Annotated in this window: 18 protein-coding genes and 1 tRNA gene; 7 read left to right on the top strand and 12 right to left on the bottom strand. The window is 35.2% G+C overall.

The window, feature by feature from the left end; translation table 11 throughout:
* Nucleotides 1–5: 5 nt before the first annotated feature.
* The 7 genes from GOQ17_RS04645 to guaB all read right to left on the bottom strand — a co-directional run bounded on the left by GOQ17_RS04645 (nucleotide 6) and on the right by guaB (nucleotide 8203).
* Nucleotides 6–923, bottom strand: coding sequence for a PfkB family carbohydrate kinase (locus GOQ17_RS04645; protein WP_159635474.1), 918 nt, complete (start codon nucleotides 921–923; stop codon nucleotides 6–8).
* A 59-nt stretch (nucleotides 924–982) separates the two neighbouring features.
* Nucleotides 983–1056 (bottom strand) — tRNA-Asn (locus GOQ17_RS04640).
* Between the two features lie 123 nt (nucleotides 1057–1179).
* A complete protein-coding gene (gene asnB / locus GOQ17_RS04635) occupies nucleotides 1180–2874 on the bottom strand; it encodes an asparagine synthase B (protein ID WP_159635471.1) in 1695 nt (564 codons plus the stop codon).
* Between the two features lie 241 nt (nucleotides 2875–3115).
* Nucleotides 3116–3670 (bottom strand): hypothetical protein, encoded by a 555-nt coding sequence (locus tag GOQ17_RS04630; protein WP_159635468.1) that lies wholly within the window; start codon nucleotides 3668–3670, stop codon nucleotides 3116–3118.
* 70 nt (nucleotides 3671–3740) lie between these two features.
* Nucleotides 3741–6317, bottom strand: coding sequence for a phosphoenolpyruvate carboxylase (locus GOQ17_RS04625; protein WP_159635465.1), 2577 nt, complete (start codon nucleotides 6315–6317; stop codon nucleotides 3741–3743).
* Nucleotides 6318–6485: 168 nt separating this feature from the next.
* Complete coding sequence (locus tag GOQ17_RS04620; RefSeq protein ID WP_159635462.1) at nucleotides 6486–6602, bottom strand: 30S ribosomal protein THX; 117 nt, start codon at nucleotides 6600–6602, stop codon at nucleotides 6486–6488.
* A gap of 125 nt (nucleotides 6603–6727) precedes the next feature.
* The gene (gene guaB, locus GOQ17_RS04615) at nucleotides 6728–8203 is read right to left on the bottom strand and encodes an IMP dehydrogenase (protein ID WP_159635459.1); all 1476 of its coding nucleotides are present in this window, start codon (nucleotides 8201–8203) and stop codon (nucleotides 6728–6730) included.
* Between the two features lie 316 nt (nucleotides 8204–8519).
* Here guaB and GOQ17_RS04610 point away from each other — a divergent pair, with 316 nt between their 5' ends.
* From GOQ17_RS04610 to gap, 4 genes are all read left to right on the top strand, one after another.
* Nucleotides 8520–8996, top strand: a complete 477-nt coding sequence (locus tag GOQ17_RS04610) for a hypothetical protein (RefSeq protein WP_159635456.1) — start codon at nucleotides 8520–8522, stop codon at nucleotides 8994–8996.
* 215 nt (nucleotides 8997–9211) lie between these two features.
* Entirely contained in the window at nucleotides 9212–12199 is a 2988-nt protein-coding gene (secDF, locus tag GOQ17_RS04605) for a protein translocase subunit SecDF (protein ID WP_159635453.1), read from the top strand.
* Between the two features lie 134 nt (nucleotides 12200–12333).
* The gene (locus GOQ17_RS04600) at nucleotides 12334–12966 is read left to right on the top strand and encodes a peroxiredoxin family protein (RefSeq protein ID WP_236537055.1); all 633 of its coding nucleotides are present in this window, start codon (nucleotides 12334–12336) and stop codon (nucleotides 12964–12966) included.
* Nucleotides 12967–12970: 4 nt separating this feature from the next.
* On the top strand, nucleotides 12971–13969 hold the full coding sequence (gap, locus tag GOQ17_RS04595) for a type I glyceraldehyde-3-phosphate dehydrogenase (RefSeq protein WP_159635450.1): 999 nt from the start codon (nucleotides 12971–12973) through the stop codon (nucleotides 13967–13969).
* Between the two features lie 393 nt (nucleotides 13970–14362).
* On the opposite strand, the gene GOQ17_RS04590 is transcribed toward gap, so the two are convergent.
* The 4 genes from GOQ17_RS04590 to proS all read right to left on the bottom strand — a co-directional run bounded on the left by GOQ17_RS04590 (nucleotide 14363) and on the right by proS (nucleotide 18297).
* Nucleotides 14363–15145 carry a TIGR02757 family protein gene (locus GOQ17_RS04590; RefSeq protein ID WP_159635447.1) on the bottom strand — a complete coding sequence of 261 codons (783 nt, stop codon included), beginning with the start codon at nucleotides 15143–15145 and terminating at the stop codon, nucleotides 14363–14365.
* Nucleotides 15146–15364: 219 nt separating this feature from the next.
* Nucleotides 15365–15868 (bottom strand): DUF1835 domain-containing protein, encoded by a 504-nt coding sequence (locus GOQ17_RS04585; RefSeq protein WP_159635444.1) that lies wholly within the window; start codon nucleotides 15866–15868, stop codon nucleotides 15365–15367.
* Nucleotides 15869–15981: 113 nt separating this feature from the next.
* A complete protein-coding gene (locus GOQ17_RS04580) occupies nucleotides 15982–16755 on the bottom strand; it encodes a Rossmann-fold NAD(P)-binding domain-containing protein (protein ID WP_159635441.1) in 774 nt (257 codons plus the stop codon).
* A 66-nt stretch (nucleotides 16756–16821) separates the two neighbouring features.
* Nucleotides 16822–18297 (bottom strand): proline--tRNA ligase, encoded by a 1476-nt coding sequence (gene proS, locus GOQ17_RS04575; RefSeq protein WP_159635438.1) that lies wholly within the window; start codon nucleotides 18295–18297, stop codon nucleotides 16822–16824.
* Between the two features lie 172 nt (nucleotides 18298–18469).
* Here proS and GOQ17_RS04570 point away from each other — a divergent pair, with 172 nt between their 5' ends.
* The 3 genes from GOQ17_RS04570 (at nucleotide 18470) to GOQ17_RS04560 (ending at nucleotide 21999) form a co-directional block, all read left to right on the top strand.
* Entirely contained in the window at nucleotides 18470–19678 is a 1209-nt protein-coding gene (locus GOQ17_RS04570) for a hypothetical protein (RefSeq protein WP_159635435.1), read from the top strand.
* A gap of 64 nt (nucleotides 19679–19742) precedes the next feature.
* Nucleotides 19743–21302 (top strand): PorV/PorQ family protein, encoded by a 1560-nt coding sequence (locus tag GOQ17_RS04565; protein ID WP_159635432.1) that lies wholly within the window; start codon nucleotides 19743–19745, stop codon nucleotides 21300–21302.
* Between the two features lie 97 nt (nucleotides 21303–21399).
* Nucleotides 21400–21999, top strand: a complete 600-nt coding sequence (locus GOQ17_RS04560; RefSeq protein WP_159635429.1) for a DUF4126 domain-containing protein — start codon at nucleotides 21400–21402, stop codon at nucleotides 21997–21999.
* Here GOQ17_RS04560 and GOQ17_RS04555 read toward each other — a convergent pair.
* Nucleotides 21996–23780 carry an ABC transporter ATP-binding protein gene (locus GOQ17_RS04555; RefSeq protein ID WP_159635426.1) on the bottom strand — a complete coding sequence of 595 codons (1785 nt, stop codon included), beginning with the start codon at nucleotides 23778–23780 and terminating at the stop codon, nucleotides 21996–21998. The two genes, GOQ17_RS04560 and GOQ17_RS04555, sit on opposite strands and share 4 nt — an antisense overlap.
* Nucleotides 23781–23789: the final 9 nt, after the last annotated feature.

Below are 23789 nucleotides of genomic sequence, written 5' to 3'. Positions count from 1 at the left end.
TTATATTATTCCGCAATATCAAATTTCGAAAGCGCTACAAACTGTTGCAAACGAACTGTAATTTCATCTTGCGTTAGATCCAGCATACGCTCTGTTCCAAACCTCTCTACACAAAAAGAGGCCATTGCCGAACCATAGATAATTGCATTTTTCATATTATTGAAGTTTATCGACTTCACTTTAGCCATATAGCCAATAAAACCACCCGCAAAGGTATCACCTGCACCCGTAGGATCAAATACATCTGCTAATGGCAATGCTGGAGCTGAGAAGATCTGACCTTCACCAAAAAGCAACGCACCATGTTCCCCTTTTTTAATAATCAAATACTTCGGTCCCATTGCTAGAATTTTTTCTGATGCCTTTACCAAAGAATATTCACCTGATAATTGACGTGCCTCTTCATCATTAATTGTCAATACATCTACTCTTTGCAATACTTTTTTCAAATCATCCAACGCTACATTCATCCAATAGTTCATAGTATCTAAAACAACGAGCTTTGGTTTATTTTGTAAACGCTCTAAAGTTGCTATTTGTATTTGAGGAGTCAAATTACCTAACAATAAATACTCACAATCTTGATATGATTTGGGAATTTTAGGATCAAAATCAGCCAAGACATTTAAATCTGTACTGAGAGTATCCCTAGAATTCAAATCATTATGATATTTACCTGACCAAAAAAATGTTTTACCCCCTTCGACTATTTCAATTCCATCTACATCTATTCCCTTAGCAGTAATGATATTAAGATTATCCCCAAAATCTTCCCCTACAACACTAACAAGCTTAACATCATCATATAAATAAGTTGCTGACAATCCGGAAAAAGTTGCAGCCCCCCCCACTATCTTATCTGTCTTTCCGAATGGTGTTTCAATAGCATCAAAAGCTACTGTGCCCACTATAACTAAACTCATGTTTCTGTTATGAAATAAGTATAAAACAAAAAAACCGGCATTAATACCGGTTTGAAATGCTCCTGAAGCTGGGCTCGAACCAGCGACCCTCTGATTAACAGTCAGATGCTCTAACCAACTGAGCTATTCAGGAATCATATTAGTAGGCTTCCCTGCCAACGGCACAAAGATAATACTTGTTTCTAAACATTCAAAATGAATTTTAAATTTCTTTAAACGCGTATATTATTTAAAAACCTACTAATTGATGTAAATATTAATTAACTCCAACTTCTGCTTTAGCCTTGTCGTAACTTTCATTATGAACACTTGCTACAGCTCTTCCTGAAGGATCATTCAAATTTTGGAAAGATGCATCCCAGAGCAATGCCTCTGGTGTACTACAAGCTACCGACTTCACCGAAGGCACAGTTTTAGCTGCTGCTTCTGAAGGGAAGTGAGATTCAAATATTGAACGGTAATAATACTCTTCTTTGTTTTTGGGTGTATTGATAGGAAATCTTGTGGCTGCTGCTACGAATTCAGCATCCGACACTTTAGTTTCCGCTTGTTCTTTAAGTGTATCAATCCAGCTGTATCCTACCCCATCAGAAAATTGTTCTTTTTGACGCCATGCGATACTTTCTGGCAAGTAATCTTCAAATGCTTTACGTACTACCCATTTCTCCATACGCCCATCTTTAATCATTTTGTCCGCAGGATTTAGACGCATCGCCACATCCATAAATTCTTTATCTAAGAATGGAACCCGACCTTCTACTCCCCAAGCGGCTAAAGATTTATTAGCACGTAAACAATCATATAAATATAGTTTTTTTAGCTTACGTACAGTCTCCTCGTGAAATTCTTGTGCGTTTGGTGCTTTGTGAAAATATAAATACCCGCCGAACAACTCATCGGAACCTTCTCCTGATAACACCATTTTGATTCCCATAGATTTGATCACACGTGACAACAAATACATCGGAGTAGATGCGCGAATTGTAGTGACATCATACGTTTCCAAATGGTAAATAACGTCACGAATCGCATCTAAACCTTCTTGAATAGTAAAGTTCACTTCGTGATGAATCGTACCAATATGATCAGCTGCCTTTTGAGCTGCTATTAAATCTGGAGCTCCCTTCAATCCCACTGCAAAGGAATGCAATTGTGGGTACCAAGCTTCTTCTTGATCTCCTGACTCTATACGTTTTGAAGCAAATTTCTTAGTGACAGCAGCAATTACAGATGAATCCAAACCTCCAGACAACAAAACACCGTAAGGAACATCCGACATCAATTGACGGTGAACTGCTGCTTCCAAAGCAGTACGCAAGTCATCAATACTAGTTTTATTATCTTTGACGGTATCATAAGTTTCCCAATCACGGTTATACCACCTTTGAGGCTCTAAACTCTCTTTGCTGTAAACATAGTGTCCCGGAGGAAACTGTTCTATTGTAGTGCAAAATCCTTCTAAAGATTTTAACTCTGAAGACACAAAAAATTGAGCAGCCTCATCACGACCATAATACAATGGAATAATCCCCATATGGTCACGTGCTACAAAAAATGAATCATCTCTAGAATCATACAAAGCAAATCCAAAAATACCGTTTAAATCCTCTACGAAACTTGGACCTTTCTCTAAATACAATGCTAATACTACTTCAGAATCTGAGTTAGTCGCAAAATTATAATGTGGTAGCGAATTACGTAATTCTTGATGATTATAAATTTCACCATTCACCGCTAATACCACTTTTCCATCAGGGCTATATAAAGGCTGGCTTCCTGATTTCGGATCTACAATCGCTAAACGCTCATGTGCCAATATAGCTTTTGAAGAACTAAAGATACCTGACCAATCTGGTCCACGATGACGAATACGCTTTGACATTTCTAATACTTGGGGTCTAATCGTCGACTCCTCTTGGACTAATTCAAATGCTCCAATAATACCACACATAATTTATTTCTATTTGAGTTATTTCTAATTATTTAACAACACAAAATAACATCAATAAAAATAAAAATCATAACATTTTTCAATTTTTATTGAAATTTTAACAATTTATATATGATTTTTATAAAAATAAAATAAAGTAATAGATTAAAGCATACGAAATATGAAATTTTGAAAATTTAAATAATAAAAAAGGCGTCAATACAAAAATTGACGCCTTACTTAAAATATTTTCAACTAGGACTTAGTGGTGTGCATGCGCATCTTCTTTACCACCAACTTGCGTATACAAATCTGTAACGATTGTGAATTGTTCTTTTGCAAAAGCCTGAACATCTTTATCTGTATTACGAGTCAATCTTTTTAATTTATCTTTTACAGTTGCCAATTCATGTTGTGCATGATGTACATAATCAAAGTGAGCATGTGCTTCATGTGCTGTAGAATCTGCAGAAGTAGTATCAGCTTCACCATGACCTTGAGGAATTCCCTTTATAGGAAAATCAACTTGTTTAGATGTAGCTAAAGAGTCTAAAGCTGGAATTAATTGGCTATAGAATGCCTTTACTTTTGAAGCGATATCCGTAGACTTCGCATCACCCGACTGCTCTGCATATTCTGCATATTTTACGCCGTCTAAAGCTGTTTCACCAATAATTTGAAAATAAGAGAAGGCATCACCATCCACTAATGATGTATGTGTGTACTTCAACTGATTCTCTTTGGCAGTGTCATTTACACATGAAGTCATCAATGTACCTGCACAAATCGCCGCAACAAATAAAGTATTAAATTTCATGTTTATTCAATTTATCGAACACAAAAGTATAAAATATCTTACAAACTTCTTAAAAGTTTCAGAATTAGTATTATGCTAAGTTTCTACCTGCATTCACCACACCATAAATAGTGCGTCCAATTATCTTTCTATATACCTCTTGTTGTTCTTCATCAAGCTTACCAGCTTCAATGGCCCGGATTGCATAATGTTGAATAATAAGCAATGGTAAAACTATTTTCTCGCGTTCCAAAATTGATGCACGTTCTACAGGATAGTTTTCCATTAAGACATTTGCATTACTCAATTTTAACAAGTACGCTTTAGTTTTTTCGTATTCTTCATGCAACATAGTCCAAAACTCACCAAACTCTTTATCGTCTTTCATATAAGCCGTGATATCAAAATTAGATTTTGTCATCGACATCATACAATTATCGATCAGCGTATTGAAAAATCCTGATGTTTGGTACAAATTACGCACATAAGACCACAAATTGTTCTCTTCTGCCCATTGCATCGCACTACCTACCCCAAAGAATCCAGGAATATTTTGTTTGAGCTGACTCCATGATGTCACAAAAGATATCGCTCTCAGATCTTGCAATCTTAGTTCTTTATCAGAATTACGCTTGACTGGTCTACTACTAATATTAATCGAAGAGAGTGCTTTTAATGGGCTTAATTTCTCTAAATATTTCAAAAACTGAGGATGATTACGCAGTGTCATAAACTTACGATGACTTTCTGCAGCCATATCATCAATCACGCTTTTTTGCTTATCTGTGAGGGTATCGCTACTGTTCTGTTTAATTTCTGAAATCAACCCCGCATGCAATAATTGCTCGATATTATATTGTGCCGTATCTAACGAACCATATTGACTACTAATCGTTTGACCCTGAATTGTCAATTGAATATGTTTATTTTCAATTTCCCCACCCATCGCTGCGTAAAAACGTTGTGTCTTACCGCCACCACGAGCTGGCGGCCCACCACGACCATCGAAAAAAACTAAATCCACATCATATTCTCTTGCCAATGCAGTCAATTCAATTTTTGCTTTATAAATTGACCAGTTAGCCATCAAATAACCACCATCTTTGGTGCTATCCGAGAAACCCAACATGATAGTCTGCTTGTTGCCACGCTTTTTTAAGTGTGTTGCGTATGCCTTATTGGTATATAATGCTTTCATTACGCTTCGCGCTCTAGAAAGATCATCTACAGTCTCAAACAATGGCACAAAATCAATCGTCAACGAATCTTTTTTCCAGCCTTGCCACAAGAATAATTGCATCAAACCAAGGATATCCGAAGCTTGTTGACAATTTGAAATAATAAATCTTTGCGCAGCACGTTCACTTCCTGACGCTTGAATACTCTTAAGTAAACGAATAACACCTAACGTATCTTGCACAAGAGGATCTGCATTTTCAGAAAAATCTAGTTCCTCTTCATTGAACTTAAATGCTTTCTGCTTTAATTCTTCAGAACCTTCCAAATCAGCTTCCTTTACACCAGTCTCACCATTATATGTTTCAACCAGATAACCAACTGTATTACGCAAAATTGAACTGTCCTGACGAATGTCTAATGTCGTGAAGTAGCATCCAAATGTATTTACCTTACGAATCAAGTCTTCTACTAAGTCGACAAACAATCCATTGTGATGCGTATAAAGCACATCTTTAATTCCATTCAGATTTTCTAAAATTTTTAAAGTTTCATCGACAGGATTCTCTACAGGATTGAAGCTGTTGTTGTACAACAACTCTTGAAGATTTTCTAAATATTCCTCAGCTCCACGGAATGTAATTCTACGTTTTACAACTCTAAAATCACGATAGTAACATCTGAACAGAATGGTACGCAACATCGTCGCCACTTTCTTTGTACTTTCGACAGTTACATTTGGATTACCATCTCTATCTCCTCCCGGCCAAAAGCCAAGCTCGATTAATTGCTTTACATCATCAGAAGGCAACTCTAGTTCTCTATCAATTTTGGAATGAATACTTGAGGTTACTTTATAAAATACATTTTCAAGATACCATGCCAAACTAACCGCTTCATCCACAGGTGTCGGCTTCTGCTTTTTGATAAAAGGAGTTTTTCCTAATTGCTGTAACAATAAATTGATATTCGGAATATCATTATTCTTAATGCCCTCAATCAAGTCATTTATAATTCCTAAAACCGGCCCAGGGTAAAACTGAGTGGGATGTGCCGTCAATACCAACCGAACAGAGAAATCCTTTAGCTTCTCGACAATGCGACTTTTCAATTTGGAATCTGTCTGTGCCAATTTGAACAAAGAATCCAAACCAGCTGTTTCATCTGTTTTTCCTAATGCTTGAAAAGAAGAATCTTCGATTGCATCAAATAAAACTACTTGTCGTTCTATGTATTGAACAATACGAAAAAGGAGATCAATACGGTCGCTTTCTTGTATATATTGCTCATACTGACCAAAGAAACTATCAATAATATGCTCTGGCGCTAAATGTTGCTCAACACCGTTTTCACAATGCGCAGCAAAAAATGGCAACAACGTACCTGTATGCTTTACACGTTGAAATGGAAGTGTTAAAAACAAGCTTTTAAAAAGGTCAAATCTTGTCAGAACCTCATTTTCAAATACGACTTGCTTTTGACTTAATTTCATTATGATTTTTATTAATATCTTGGTAAAGGTGAAAAAATATTATCCAACCCAAATGTATGCAAATTTTATATTTTTTCAAGTCTTTTTTTATGAAAATAAAATTAAAACACAGCTTTTGATAAAAAATTAAAATTAACCAAAAAAAATAAAGCAACCTTTTAGGTTGCTTTATTCTGTCTCTTTAGAGGCATCCTTTTTCTTGAATGCTTTCTTACCTGGGCGCTTTTTACCATAAGAACCCATAATAATTTTTCCTTTAGTAGTTTTTCTATCTCCCTTTCCCATAATAAATTGTATTAGTGAATATAAATTGATTACTAGAAATACTAATTTAATAAATTTAAAAATTAGAACAAAAAAAAGCCTAGAAATCTCTAGGCTTTGAATAAAAATATCGTTTATTCGAAGTTTTATCCTCTACTATTATAGTTAGGAGCTTCTTTAGTGATTTGAATATTATGTGGATGAGATTCTCTAAGACCAGCACCTGTAATACGTACAAATTGTGCTTCTTTTAGTCTTTCAATACTAGCAGCTCCACAGTAACCCATTGACGCTCTCAAACCACCTATATATTGATACACGACCTCTGCTAAAGTTCCCTTGTAAGGCACACGACCGACAATACCTTCCGGTACCAATTTTTTGATATCAGCTTCAACATCTTGGAAATAACGATCTTTAGAACCTTTTTCCATCGCTTCTACAGACCCCATACCACGGTAAGATTTGAACTTACGACCTTCCAATAAGATTGTCTCTCCAGGAGCCTCTTCTACACCTGCAAATAATGAACCTGCCATTATCGTATCCGCACCAGCAGCAATCGCTTTTGCAATATCACCAGTTTGCTTAATACCACCATCAGCAATCAACGGAACTCCAGTACCTTTTAACGCTTTTGCAACCTCGTATACAGCATATAATTGCGGAACACCTACCCCAGCAATAATACGAGTCGTACAGATAGAACCAGGACCAATACCCACTTTCACCCCATCAGCACCCGCGTCCGCTAGAGCTTTAGCAGCAGCACCAGTTGCAATATTTCCAACAATAACTTGTAAATCTGGATATTTCGCTTTTACTTCTTTTAATTTATTGATTACACCTAAAGAATGACCATGTGCGGTATCAATCGTCACAACATCAACTCCAGCAGCCACTAACGCATCAACTCTATCAATTGTATCCGCAGTAACACCTACTGCAGCACCAACGATTAAGCGACCATGCTCATCTTTAGCAGCATTTGGATAATGTTTATACTTTTGAATATCCTTAAATGTAATAAGACCTTTCAGAATATAATTACTGTCTACTACAGGTAATTTTTCAATTTTATGATTTTGAAGAATTTCTTCAGCTTTTACTAAATCTGTACCGATTGGAGCAACTACTAAATTATCTTTAGTCATTAACTCTTGAATAGACCTAGACATATCTTTTTGGAAACGTAAATCTCTATTAGTAACGATTCCTACTAATCTACCATCTGTATCAATAACTGGAATACCACCGATTTTATGCTCCTTCATGATACTAAAAGCATCACCTACTGTTGCTGTTTGCAATAACGTAACTGGATCTTGGATCATACCACTTTCCGAACGTTTTACTTTACGCACTTCAGCAGCTTGTTGCTCAATAGTCATATTCTTATGTAGCATACCGATACCACCAGCCTGTGCAATAGCAATCGCTAAATCAGACTCAGTAACTGTATCCATAGCGGCAGAAACTAGAGGAATATTTAATTTTATTTTACGAGTCAAATAAGTACTCGTATCAACATCTCTTGGTAATATTTCAGAATAAGCTGGTATTAATAATACATCGTCGTAAGTAAGACCTTCAGCTACGAATTTTTGTGGATCTAATTGCATGGCAAATACCTTTCTTGGGTTTTCTATTTGCCGGACAAAGATACAAAATAATTTAATATTTACTAATTATAATGCGCCAGCGAACTATTTTTCATGAAAATTTAATATTTATATGACATGAAGTTTTATAATAATCAATTCATAAAATTATCTAAAACTACGTCCTTCATTTATTAAGGAAAATCAAATTCATCAGGTGTAATTATAAAATAATCACTTACACTTAATGTTTGGCAATATATTTGCTTATTCTCAATAAAAATTAATACTGAACTTAGGATTAACCTTCAGTTCTCTTTTAAACAAATTATAGATTATGAAAAAAGTATTTTTATCCTTGATCGCAGTTGCTGCATTAACTTTAGGTGCTAACGAGGCAAAAGCACAAACTCCATTCAAATCAGCTTTAGGTGTTGTATTTGACGGAAATGACGGAGCAAACGTAGGTATACAATACAAAACAGCTTTACAAGGTCCTCAAGCATTACAATTGCAAGCTGCTTTTAACAACAAGTGGGTTTCATTAGGAGCTGACTGGCAGTATGAAAGACCTTTTCAAGGTGCTGAAGGATTACATTGGTATGCTGGTGTTGGTGCTCAAGTAGGATTTTGGACTGGTGATGGTGATGGTCACACATTAATTGGACTTCGTCCGCAAGTAGGTTTGGAATATAAAATCCCTACTATCCCATTAGCATTACATTTAGATTATAAGCCATATTTAGGCTTAAATCATGATACAGGCTTCCATGGTGATGGTTTCACCTTCGGTGTAAAATATGTATTAAGATAATATCTTTACGTTTTGAAAGGGAATCGAATGATTCCCTTTTAATTTTTTCTTCTTTTTTTACACCCTATAACTGTATAGACCTTATATAGTTAATCTAATTACACTATTGTTTTCTTTCTGTATTTTTTTTATACCTTTGCGAATCTTGGTAAATATTTTTATCATTACATCGTAATAAAACATAAACTATATCAAATTAATAGACGAATAAGAAAATGCAGAGCAAAGGGCTGATTAAATTTCTGGTAGCCATATTGACAGTAGCCTGTCTATATGCGTTATCATTTACATTTGTTACAAGAAAAGTAGAGCGTGACGCACAAGCATACGCTGGCGGAGATATCGCCAAAGAAAAAGCGTATTTGGATTCTATCGCTGGGGAAGTAGTGTATAATTTAGGTGTTGCTAAATTTACCTACAGAGAATGTAAAGCACAAGAGTTGCCATTAGGTCTAGACCTAAAAGGTGGTATGAACGTAACAATGGAAATTTCATTGGACGAGTTGATTCGCAACCTAGCGAATAATACGAAAGATGAAAAATTCAACACTGCGCTAAATGCAGCAATTCAGAAAAGTACATCGACAAACAAATCTATTGTTGATTTATTTATTGACGAATACAAAGCGTCAGGTGCAACTTCATCATTAGCATCATTCTTTGCTACAAAAGATAATTCAAACTTAATTAGTAGCACTAGTTCAGAATCGGATGTTAAAAATTTCTTACAAGTTGAAGCTGATAACGCAATTCAAAATTCATTCAAAGTATTGCGTACCCGTATAGACAAATTTGGTGTAGCATCTCCTAATATTCAGATTCAACAAGGAACCAACCGTATTTTAATCGAATTACCAGGTGTAAACGATGCAGATCGTGTTCGTAAATTATTACAAGGTTCTGCTAAATTAGAATTCTTTGAAACATATAATAATGTTGAAGTTCATGGTGTATTAAATAGTATTAATAATACATTAGCTACATCGCTAAAATCTACAGATAATGCAATTGCCAAATCAGATTCAACTGTAGCAGATACAACTAAAAAAGAAAATTTATTAGCTAATCTAGGTGGTAATAAATCTGCAAAGACGGATTCTTCGGCAGCTCTTGCAAACCTAACAGCGCAAAACCCTTTATTTAGCGTATTATACCCTGCTGTTTATCAAGGACCAACTGGCCAACCAGAATTAATTCCTGGACCAATGGTTGGATCTGCAGCATTAAAAGATACTGCAAAAGTTAATGCATATTTTGCTAGACCTGAGGTTAAGTCTATAATTCCTGCTAACCTTAAATTACTGTGGGCAGTAAAACCAGAGTCAAATTCTGAGTCGTTAGCATTGTATGCTATCAAAGTTGGCGCAGGTGAGTCTGGCTCAGTACTATCAGGTGATGTAATTACTGACGCTAGAGATGAGTTTGATCAGCAAACCAATTCTCCTGTAGTAAGTATGAAAATGAACTCATACGGTGCTAAAGAATGGCGCCGAGTAACAGCTAAAGCAGCACAGAAAAAAGAAGCTATTGCTATTGTACTAGACAATGTGGTATATTCGGCGCCTAATGTGCAATCAGAAATCGCTGGTGGAAGCTCTTCTATCTCAGGTAACTTCACGATTGAAGACACTAAGGATTTAGCTAACGTCTTAAAAGCAGGTCGTCTACCCACTACTGCAAAAATCGTAGAGGAAGCAATTGTAGGTCCTTCTTTGGGGCAAGCAGCTATTGACGCAGGTTTAAATTCATCTATGATTGCTGTTGTTGTGGTAATGCTATTCATGGTAGCGTATTACAACCGTGCTGGATGGGCTGCAAATATTGCAGTTATTTTCAACGTATTCTTCTTGATGGGTATTTTAGCTTCGCTGAATGCGGTATTAACATTACCAGGTATTGCCGGTATCGTATTAACAATGGGTACTGCGGTAGATGCGAACGTACTTATTTACGAACGTATACGTGAAGAAATCCGAAATGGTAAAAATATCAAGCAAGCTATTGAAGAAGGTTATAAACATGCGATGTCATCAATCTTAGACTCGCAGATCACTACTTTTTTAGTTGGTGTTGTATTATTCATCTTCGGATCTGGACCAATTTTAGGATTCGCAACTACATTGATGGTTGGTATTATTACATCATTATTTACTTCAATCTTTATTTCTCGCTTGATTTTCGAATTCATGCTTAAAAGAGAAATGAAAATAAGTGTTTCATACCCTTGGTCAGCTAATACGTTACTTGGTGCGAATTATCAATTCATCAAAAAACGTAAATTATACTACACAATTTCATTAGTAGCTATTGCAGTCTCTTTAATCTCAATTTTTACAAAAGGATTTAGTCTGGGTGTAGATTTTCAAGGAGGAAGAACATATACTGTTCGTTATGATAAGCCTGTGAACTTAGAAGAAGTTCGTAAAAACTTAGATGAGGTCTTCGAGTCTTCAACAGAGGTTAAGACTTTTGGTAGCTCAAATCAAGTACGTGTAACGACTACTTACCATATCGAAGAAACTTCTGATGAAGCGGACGCAGAGGTATTAGCGAAATTAAACACAGGATTAGAAAAAATTTCAGGAAACAAGTATGAAATCCTTTCTTCTCAAAAAGTAGGACCATCTATAGCTTCTGATATTACAGAAAGAGCAGCATGGTCAGCAGTAATATCAATTTTAATTATTGCGGTATACATATTAGTTCGTTTCCACAAATGGCAATATTCGGCTGGAGCTGCTATCGCAACAATACATGATGGATTGATTTTATTGGGTTTATTCTCATTACTTGATGGAATCGTTCCTTTCTCATTAGATATTGACCAACATTTCGTTGCTGCATTCTTGACCGTATTAGGTTATTCGGTGAATGATACCGTTGTTGTATTCGACCGTATCCGCGAAGAAATTAATAAATCAGCTGGTTTGCATAAGAGTTTCGGTGAAGTTATTAATCATGCTATTAATACTACACTAAGCCGTACAATTATTACGTCACTGACTTTAATCTTCGTATTAGTGGTGTTATTTATATTTGGCGGTGAGGTAATCAGAGGATTTGCATTTGCAATCTTGATAGGTATTGTTGTAGGTACTTATTCTTCAATCATGTTGGCTGCGCCATCTGTATATGATTTAGGTAAGAACAATGCAAATATTGCTAAACCAAAATCTGCAGAAGCTAAAGTTGTTACTCCATAACAACTAATTAAAACATATTTGAAAGGGTTATCATTATGATAACCCTTTTCTATTTATCACAAATTCATCATAAATAACAGCATTCTTACCATACCCACATATTTTTTATAGATTTGTCAAAATAACTATTTTATATGAAAAAAATGATGCTATCAACTCTCTTACTAAGTACTGTTCTTGGATTTTCGAGTTGCTCAAATTCTTCTAATACGAATACTAACGCGACTGAAAACGTAGAAAATCATGATGGTCACGATCATGCAGGACACGATCACAGTGCGCACAACCATACCGCTTCTCAAACAGAACAACAAAAAAAAATTGAGGAACTATCTCAAAAATCCCCAGCACAAATTTTACCTGAATTCAAATTTTATAAAGTAAAATCGGGCATTTCTTTCACGAATCAAGACATTCCAAAAGGGAAAAAAACAGTATTTATTCTATTTGATCCCAGCTGTGGACATTGTCAATTAGAAGCAGGGTTATTAGGCAAAAACTACGATAAGCTAAAGAACGTAAACATCTATTTCGTTTCGATGAATGATCCGGCATTAATGGCTAATTTCTTAGAAACATTTGGAAAAGAATTAGTAGGAAAACCTAATGTGGAAGTATTGTACGATAGAAACCAAGATTTTATTCAAAAAATACATGTACCAAAGCAATTCCCAGCTAATTATGTTTATTCAGCTGAAGGCAAATTACAATCTCACTGGGATGGAGAGAAAAAAATCGATTTTATTCTAACAGAATATACTAAATAACTCGATGAAAATAGCAATAAATGGTTTTGGGCGAATTGGAAGACACACACTTCGCAATTTGCTCAAAAGAAATTTGCCAAATATTGATGTTGTTGCTATTAATGATTTAACACACACATCTACTTTAGCACATTTATTTAAATATGATTCAGTTCATGGTCCTTTCGAAGGAGAAGTTTCATTCGACGAACAGCATCTATTTATAAATGGTCATAAAATATTAGTTACGCAAGAAAAAGATCCTGCTAAACTTCCATGGGCTGATTTGGGTATTGATGTTGTAATAGAATCGACAGGTCTTTTTACTAGTAAAGAGAAAGCTTCACTGCATTTAGTATCCGGTGCTAAGCAGGTCATTATTTCTGCTCCATCACCTGATAGAGAAATTCCTACAGTTGTACTTGGCATCAATGACGCCGATTTTAACTGGAATACTCCTATTTTCTCTAATGCCTCTTGTACAACAAACAATGTTGCACCATTAGTAAAAATATTGGATGAAAACTGGGGCATTAAAGACGGTTATATCACCACCGTGCATTCAATGACCGGTGATCAGAATCTTCATGATGCACCACATAGAGATTTACGTCGAGCTCGCGCCGCATCTTCTTCAATAATTCCAACAACCACTGGCGCTGCTAAAGCAATCACAAATGTATTTTCTCACTTGGAAGGCAAATTAGGTGGTGCCGGAATCCGAGTTCCTGTCTTAAATGGTTCATTAACAGATTTTACGTGTACACTTGAGAAGGAAACTACAGTCGAAGAAATTAACCAAAAATTCAAGGAAGCTGCTCAAAATAAATTAAAACAGGTGCTTTATTATACTGAAGATCCTATTGTATCAGTTGACGTTATTAACAATCCATATTCATGTGTTTTTGACGCACAATTGACTTCGATTATCGGCGGTTTGGTCAAAGTTGTGGGCTGGTATGATAATGAATTTGGCTATTCAAATAGATTGGTTGATATTTTGAAAAAATTAAGTCAGCAATAAAAACTACTAAGAGGAAGATTCGTTTGAGCTTTTAATAGATTTTTGTAAAAAGTATACAACTACTAAAAATATAGCAAGTACAATCGCAAAAATGTAAAGTTTATAATCTTGATAAAAATCTGGGTAATAATTTATCAATGACTTACGAATTATAGATTCAGTTGATCGGGCTACCACGATAAAACCTATAAATAGAGGAATTTCGTATTGCTTAGGAAAATCCGCTGTAGTATTTAGAATACTACAGGTAAAATGAAAACATAACAAAATACCGACTATTACTTGGATGCAATGAATAATTGCGCCTTCGTGCATGCTAAACAACAAATTATTCACTACAATTAGCACTAAGCTCAACACAAAAAACAGAGGAGTTTTAAGCATAATATCAGTTTACATTTCTCTTTCAACCCCCAACCCAAATAGAGCAAAATCATATTTGACAGGATCACTTTCATCTAAAAATAATAAATTTTCCGTTAACTCAACCGCTGCCTTCCATGTTAATTTATCTAGAGTAATAAGCTGGAGCTTTCTCGCGACACGTTCTACGTGTACATCACACGGACAAATCAATTGTGATGGAGCAATCCTATTCCAAATCCCAAAATCAACACCTTTATCATCTTGACGCACCATCCAACGCAAAAACATATTTAATCGTTTACAGGTTGATTTTTGAGCTGGTGAACTAACATGCTTGTGAGTACGCAATGGAAAGTCAGGCAAAGAGAAAAAATATTGTTTAAACTCATTCAAAGATTTTTCAATGGAAATTTCTTTAGGTTTTACATTCTCCTGCCCTATTAAAAATGCATCTTCTAACGAGTCAAAACGCGTATAGTGATAGCGAAAGAATTCCACGAAATATAGCAAATCCGTATCGTTAAAAGTCCGATGCTTGAAACCCAACAAAGATTTCAAATCTTCTTCCTGATGATGCATGATAAAATCATAAGGACTTCCCCCCATTCGCTCGATCAGCTCTTTACACTTGTTGATAATGGTTTTTCGCTGTCCCCAAGCTAATATTGAAGCTATAAACCCCATTATTTCTATATCCTGCTTCTTTGTAAACAAATGTGGAATACACATTGGGTCATTGAGTATGAAATTGGGTTGATTGTATTCATCAACCTTGTTATCTAAAAAATCTTTAATATTAAAATCTGACATAATTAGTTTGTTAATCGCACTTCAAAATCCCACCTATTACCGTTTTCAGAGAATCTTCCAACTAATTTTCCCGTTAAACATAATTCCTCTAATCTTCGCAACAAAAATTCCTCCCCAATTCCACAATAATAGTTTTTACGATATAGAATACCAAAAGTTTTGGTTACTATAATAACAGCTCTTTGAAAATATGAGGTAGTCAAACTCATCAGATTATTATCATAAATATTCTATATCCGTTTCCAAAATTGAAGATAACTCCTTCAAAATTCTTAGTGGACTGTTGTTTTTTAAAAAATTTATCCATAATTCCGAGAAGATATTTTGCTCTGGATTTGTTAAACGTCTGAAATTTTTAGAAGCCAAAATTACGTCTTGAGGTGCACTTACTTGTAGTGAATATGCGGATAATTCCTTATAGTGAAAATTATTAAAGGATATTTTTGACCAATCAATAACATAAATAGAGAGTTTGGTTTTTAATAGAAAATTTAAGATAGCACACATCCAAATATATTCATTCCCCTCATCACCAAGCCATAAATAAACAGTATCTCCTGGTGTAATTTTTTTAAGCTTTGATTGAATAACAATATTATCAAACTTTCTGTCACGATAATGCTCCTTAAATTTATAGTATTTGTCAAACCATTCGATGCGCTCATCTAACCCTTGTAAAGTTTTTAAATCAAACAAAAAACCCTCATTCAGATTATCTTTCAACACAATAATTTCAACAACATCTCTTATAAAGTCAATAGAAGAATATTGGATAAGGGAGGATTATGCATTATCTCCATAAACGATATGATAATCTTTCGCCATTATATTGAGGTTTAAAAATTTAAAGGAGAAAAATACTTAAAACTAAAATTAATTTCCTTAACTATTTTTGAACCATCAACTATTTTTTGAAAGGAATTTTCAGAATCAAAAGTCGAGGGTAAATCAAATCCGTATTTTTTAGCAGATGCTATTATAACTTCTTGCTTGGTCGGATGATCGGGTGCTACAAGATTATAAATCGAATGATTTAAATCCGATTCAAATCCTTTTACGATTAATGATACTACATCATGTACATGAATAAAATTAGCAGGTTGTTCGCCTGTAGTACATACGCGATTCGAAAAATATTTAGCAAAAATTCTATTCTTTCCAAACAATCCACCTAATCTATAAATAAATGTATTATCAAGTTGAATTGAGTTTTCGCTTAACAGTAATCGTTCATTCAAATACTTTGTATAAGTTTCATCAAATACTCCATCCCTATCTGGATAAATACCAATAGAACTCAAAAATATCTGCTTCTTGACCTGAATTTGATTCAAATATCGACGTACATTTTGAAATCGTATAGCTATTTCTTCCATAGAAGAACGAGAACTTGCTGGAATACTATTCAATACAAAATCAAAGTTTGAAGGAAATTCGGCTATAGTAGATTCCTCATCAAAATTCACAAGGGCAACTTGTAAACCTAGAGCTGTTAGAAATTCTTTCTTCTCTATAGAAGTACAAGTAGCATAGACTTGAAAACCATTTTCGATATAATACTTAGCAACATCTTCTCCTACCCAACCGCAACCTAAAATCAATATTCTCATGTAACTAATTTAAACAAAAAGAGCAAAGAATAATCTTTGCTCTCTCTAAATATTTATGAATAAATTTTAATAAGCTTTCGCAAAAAGCACACGTTTTGTAGTAGGTTTACCTGTAAAAATACAAACACCTTCTTTATCATCCGTATAATCCAAAGGAATACAACGTGTTGTTGCTTTTGTTTCTTCTTTTACGCGTTTCTCAGTTTCTACTGTTTCATCCCAAAAGCATGACACAAAACCACCTTTTGTTTCCAATACTTCTTTAAACTCCTCATAAGAATTTACTTCTGTGATATGCTCATTACGGAAGTTTAATGCTTTATTAAAGATATTATCTTGAATTTCATCTAATAAAGCAATTATTCTCTGCCCCAAACCTTCTTGCGAAACAGTTTCTTTTGTTTGTGTATCACGACGCGCTAGTTCTACTAGACCATTTTGCATATCACGTGCACCAGCTGTTACACGCAAAGGCACACCTTTCAATTCCCATTCTGCAAATTTGAATCCAGGACGTTGTGTATCACGATCATCAAATTTGACAGACACACCAGCTGCTTTCAATTCTGCAGTCAAAGAATCAACAAAAGCATCAATTTGAGCTTTCTCTTCTTCAGTTTTGAAAATCGGAACAATTACCACTTGAATAGGTGCTAATTTTGGAGGTAATACCAAACCTTGATCGTCTGAGTGCGCCATAATCAATGCACCCATTAAACGTGTAGAAACACCCCATGAGGTAGCCCAAACATGCTCCTGCTTACCTTCTTTTGATGTAAACTTTACATCAAATGCTTTCGCAAAATTTTGTCCTAAGAAGTGAGAAGTACCTGCTTGTAATGCTTTTCCATCTTGCATTAATGCTTCGATAGTATACGTATCCAATGCTCCAGCAAAACGCTCATTTTCTGTCTTACGACCACGAATAACGGGTACAGCTAATGTTTTTTCCGCAAATTCAGCATACACATCCAACATTTGTTGAGCTTCCGCTATAGCTTCTTCTGAAGTAGCATGAGCGGTATGACCTTCTTGCCACAAAAACTCAGCTGTACGTAAGAATAAACGCGTACGCATTTCCCAACGCACAACATTTGCCCATTGATTAACCAAAATCGGTAAGTCACGGTATGATTCAATCCAGCCTCTGTACGTATTCCAAATAATAGTCTCTGATGTTGGACGAACAATTAGTTCTTCCTCCAGTTTTGCATCTTCATCAACGATAATATTTCCATTGCCATCATTTTTAAGACGGTAATGCGTCACTACAGCACATTCTGTCGCAAAACCTTCTACGTGAGATGCTTCTTTGGAAAAAAATGATTTGGGAATAAACAACGGGAAGTATGCATTACTATGTCCTGTTTCTTTGAAACGCTTGTCCAAAATTGCTTGCATACGCTCCCAAATAGCATAACCATAAGGCTTAATCACCATACATCCTCGCACTGCAGAGTATTCTGCTAAATCCGCTTTGATTACCAGATCATTATACCATTGTGAATAATCTTCACTACGACTTGTTATTCCTTTACTCATTTGCTTATACGATAACTTATAATCCGAAAATATATGTTAAAAAAGTATATATTCTCTTGCTGTAAAAATTTATTTATATTTTTGATAAGAGGTATTAAACCTTTGCTAAAATTCGCGTCTAAGATAATAAAAAGACGTTGGATTATCTACAACAACTAGCGAGAAAGATATTATGAAAGCGAAGAGAATAGTATTTAGCAGTTTGGCATTAACAGTAGCGGTGGCTATTAGTTCTTGTTCGACAAGTAAGCAAATCGCTTACAAGGACGACATGTACAACAATCGCCAAGCGAATGTTGATCAGCCTTACCAAAGTCCGGATTATTACTACACGGACGAACAGTATACACAACAGAATAATGATTATTATGCAGACGAGTATTCTGATGAAGAATATTATGAAGATGGTTATGAAGATTTAGAATACGCTAATCGTATCAACAGATTCTACTACGCTGCTCCTGGCATGAGCTATTATGATCCGTTTTTCGACCCATGGTTTGGATATGGATATGGTGGCATGGGATTAGGATGGTCTAATTGGGGCTGGGGTTCAAATTGGTCTTTAGGTTTTGGTTGGGGTTATCCGTATTCACATTTTGGATATAATTGGGGTTGGGGAAATCCTTACTACTCTTATGGCTGGGGATGGGGTAATCCGTACCGTTATGGGTCTTTTTGGGGACATAACTCTTATTACAGCCGCTGGGGACATCCATATTATGGATATTATGGTAATACTGGTTATGGAAATGGGTATAGAGTACGTCCAACATACTCTTCAGTACGTTCGACCAATCGCGGCTCATATGATTCTCGCGTGAGTAATAGATCTTCACGAAGATCTACAGAAGGAACTACCTCTCGTAGCGTTAGCAGAGATGCAAGTGGACGAATAGTAACTGGATCTAGAGTTGCAACTCGTAATAGCGACGGTTCTACCAGAGCAAGTTCGGTTCGTAGAGAAAGTGGCACTATAGAAAGAGGTACCTCATCACGTAGTGTGTCTGATAGATCAACAAACACATCAAATAGAGGTGCAACCGAGAGAGGTACGACTTCACGCAGTGTATCAGAAAGATCAACAAATACAAATAATAATAGAGGAACTGTTCAAAGAGGTACAACTTCTACTCAACGTGGTGCAACTACACCATCCTCTTCACGATCTACAACTACAGACAGAAGCGTAAGGCCAACTAGCACTCCTTCTTCAAGCAGTTCTTCGGGAAGTAGAGGCTCGAGCTACACCCCTTCCTCTAGTTCTTCATCAAGAGGATCATCGTCTGTAGGAAGCAGTTCATCGGGCTCTTCTTCTAGAAGTTCAGGTTCAAGCTCTTCAAGTTCATCTGGATCAAGCTCTCGTTCATCAAGAAGATAATAAATTTTAAATATTTGCCAGTCCTAAAAGACTGGCATTTCTATAAACTTTGGACAATAAATTCATGAATATAAAAAAAATCATACTTTCCGTTTTTGTTTCCAGTGCATTCTGGGGATATGCCCAAGCACAGTCCGTGGATGATGCCGTAACTTTTTCCAAAGATGGTAATCCAGCTTCTGCGCGTATTAAAGGTATGGGAAATGTGCAAACTTCTCTTGGTGGAGACATTAGTGCTATAAATGGTAATCCTGCAGGTCTTGGATTTTTTAGTCGTTCAGATATCTCCATTACATTGGATTACTTGCGAAACAGCAATAAAGCTGATTTTCTAGGCACAAATTCCAACAGCAGCAAAGGCAACTTTGGTATTTCTCAAGCTGGTATTGTTTTTAATTTTCCAAGTAGAAACCAAATAGGTGGTTATGCCGGTTGGCAGAACGTGAATGTTGGTATAAGTTATAACAAAAAGCATAACTTTAATAATTCTATCATATATAGTGGAGTTAATAAAGAAACGTCGTTTGTTAATAATCTTACGGATATTATGGATTACGACAAGAATTTTGAATCAGATTTTTACAACTCTTATCTTGTTGAAGAATTTGCAGATGCCACAAAAGGTTATTTTCCTTTGGCTGTAGAATTTGATGATAAAGACCAAATAAATGATGTATTAACAAAAGGATCACATAATACTACAGCTATTGCGTTTGGTGGTAATTATAATAATAAATTTTATATAGGTGGTACATTAGGTCTTTCCTTTTTTAAATATGAGAAAAGCAAAATTTTCGAGGAAAATGGTCTAACCAAATTGGCTGTTGATGTTGCTAAACACAACCCTGATTCAGAATTTGCAGACCCTACTTCAGCTGACTATATAAAATTTGGCGATAAAAGCTATCAGCTATTAGATGACTACTCCCAAATTAGTGAAGGATCAGGAGTGGATTTTAAATTAGGAATGATTTACAAACCCACTACAGATTGGAATATCGGCTTGACAATTACCACGCCTACATTACTATCCATTACTGAAACGACAAATGCTTTTACAGATGTTAGCTTCTTTCCTGATATGAATTCCAATTCGAGTTTTTATACTTATGAGTCTGACATGTACTCTAGCGATGAAGACTACAACATTGCAACACCATGGAAATTTGCTTTGGGTGCGACAAAATTCTTTAACAGAGGTTTACTAAGTGCTGAAATGGAATATCTAACATATAATACTATTCGCTACAGTAATCCATCCAGATTTAGTTCATACCAAGGAATAAATAACACTTTAAAAGACGAATTAAAAGGAGCAATAAATGTACGTGTGGGTGGAGAATATTTGTTAACAAATACAATCAGCGGACGTGCAGGATTCAATTATTTGGGTAATCCGTATAAATATTCTGAAGAATCAAATATGAGCGGTAGTGTGGGATTAGGCTTTAAATTATCAAATAGTATATATGCCGATATTGCGCTCGTTCATCAGGTAAATACATTTAGTGTGTCTCCGTATAAGTTGAGTAACTTTTGGCATGATAGCGGAAGTTTTGAACCAATTGCAGATTTGAATCTACGCAGAACAAACGCAATGTTTACTATAGGTGCTAAGTTTTAGATAAATAAAGTATATTGTTATGAAGAGTGAAAGCATTGTCTTTCACTCTTTTTGTTTATACACATTTAGAATAGTAATTTTAAGTATAAATAATCATATGATGGAACAAATTGGACCTTATATTTTAAGCTTATTTATTGGAATTGGCTTAGCTACTGCAACTGGCTTTCGTGTATTTCTGCCTTTGTTTTTTGTGAGTCTAGCCTCCTACTTCCAATGGATTCCATTACAAGACAATTGGCAATGGTTAGGTAGTTTTACAGCTCTGCTCATCCTAGGAATTGCCATGCTATTTGAAATATTAGCCTATTATATCCCATTCATTGATAATGTTTTGGACTCTATAGCTATTCCATTATCAGCTGTTGCTGGAACATTACTATTTTCGTCACAATTTGTGGAATCAAATGAAATTTTGCGCTGGGGATTAGGCGTAATAGCTGGAGGTGGTACAGCAGCGACAATCAGTACTGCATTATCGGGATTTCGATTAGCCTCAAGCTCTGGAACGGCTGGATTAGGAAATTCTGTGGTATCAACAGTTGAAAACACTGGAGCTACTGTAATGAGTGTTTTAGCAGTTTTTTTACCCCTGCTGGCTGTCATCATTGCAATAATTCTACTTTATTTAAGTATTCGTTTTGGAAAAAAAATATGGTATAGATTCTTTCCTAAAAATAGCCCACATAGACTTTAATTATCTTGCATACTTTTAGTTATCTTATCGATATTTAAACTATTAGCCATAGCAGAAAATATGCGATGGTAAGTTCCTTTGAGATCATAGAGATCTTCGTGGGTTCCATCTTCTACCACCCTACCCTTTTCCATCACAATAATATGCGAAGCATCAATTATTTGAGAAATAGAGTGAGAAACAATAACTACCGTTCTGCCAACTTTGATGGCGTCAAGACTATTTTTAATTTGTTCTGTAGCAATAGCATCTAAATTAGCTGTTGGTTCATCTAAAAATATTATTGGCGGATTTTTCAAAAACATTCGCGCGATAGCAATACGTTGTTGCTGACCTCCAGACAATAAATGAGCTTCGGAATCATATCCTTTTGGTAATTCCATAATTTGCTCATGAATATATGCTTTTTGAGCGGCTTCAATAACTTCATCTTGCGTGGCTGTTATTTTTCCGTATCTAATATTATCTGCAATGGTTCCTTTGAAAATGTGATTCTTTTGTAATACCAAACCAATATTTTCACGTAGGAAATGCGTGTCGTATTCTTTTAGATTTACTCCATCGAGAAAAATTTCACCAGAAGTAGGCGAATAAAACTTATCCAATACATTTATAACTGTACTTTTTCCAGCACCACTCAAACCTACCAAAGCGGTAATATCATTAGGCTTTATTCGCATAGAAACATCATGCAATGCTGCTGTTCCATTTGGATATTCAAAATTGACGTTACGCATTTCTATCGCCCCAACAATTTTTTCTGGACGATAATTCCCTGTCAATTCCTTTTGATCATCCGCTTTTAAAATCTCAAAAAAACTTTCTGAATAAATTAAAGCATCGTTAACCTCATCGTATATACGGTGCAGTTGGCGTATTGGAGCAGACACATTGTTAAACAACATAATATGAAACATAATCGCGCCTAAAGTCATCCGCTCATTCAAAACAAAATATGCTGTAAGAATAATCACCAATACAATCCCAATTTGCTCAATGAAACTTTTAAAACTATCAAATAAATAACTCGTCTTACGCGTTGACATTTGATTTTCGGTCATATCATACTGAATTTCACGATGCCTTTTTGCCTCCACATCTTCGCGTACGAAGGACTTAATCACTGTAATTGAATCTATAAGATTTATGATTTGGTTACTTTTATTCTCTCTATAAAAACGCATTTTTCTACGAAATCCAGATAATTTTGACGCTTGCAACTGCGCTATATAAAAATAAATCGGCACAATAAATAGACCTATTAATCCTACATAAAAATTGGCAGAGAACATAAATACGAGTGCTACAATAGCAGTAGTAAAGAGAGGTAAAATATCTATAAAGAAATTTTGGACTAATCTAGTTAATGAACTTATACCAGCATCAATACGAGTTTGCAACTTACCCGACTCATTAGATTCAGTAGTATAAAAAGCCATTTTATAGGTTAAAATTTTCTCAACTATACTCTGTGAAAAGTCACGGGCGATCATAATTTTTAATTTCTCACCATAAAACTTCTGTCCAAACTGCACTATGGAGTATACAATTTCCTTACCCAATAAAATTGCTGAAATAACTCCAATAATATGCATTCCCTGTTGAAGAGGAGTTTTATTTACAAGCATATCACTGATTTTATCTACAGTAAACTTCAGTACAAATGCATTAATTTGAGCAGCAAAGGAGCCAATAATTGTTAATCCTAAAGCTAGAAATATTAAGTTTTTATAAGGTTTAACAAATGGTAGGATATTTTTATACAGATTACTTATTGTCATACAATAAGT

This window comes from Sphingobacterium composti (assembly GCF_009829075.1).
GTDB classification, from domain to species: Bacteria; Bacteroidota; Bacteroidia; order Sphingobacteriales; family Sphingobacteriaceae; genus Sphingobacterium; species Sphingobacterium composti.
Note: the sequence above shows the minus strand (reverse complement) of the source record. Positions and strands in the feature narration are given on the sequence as shown.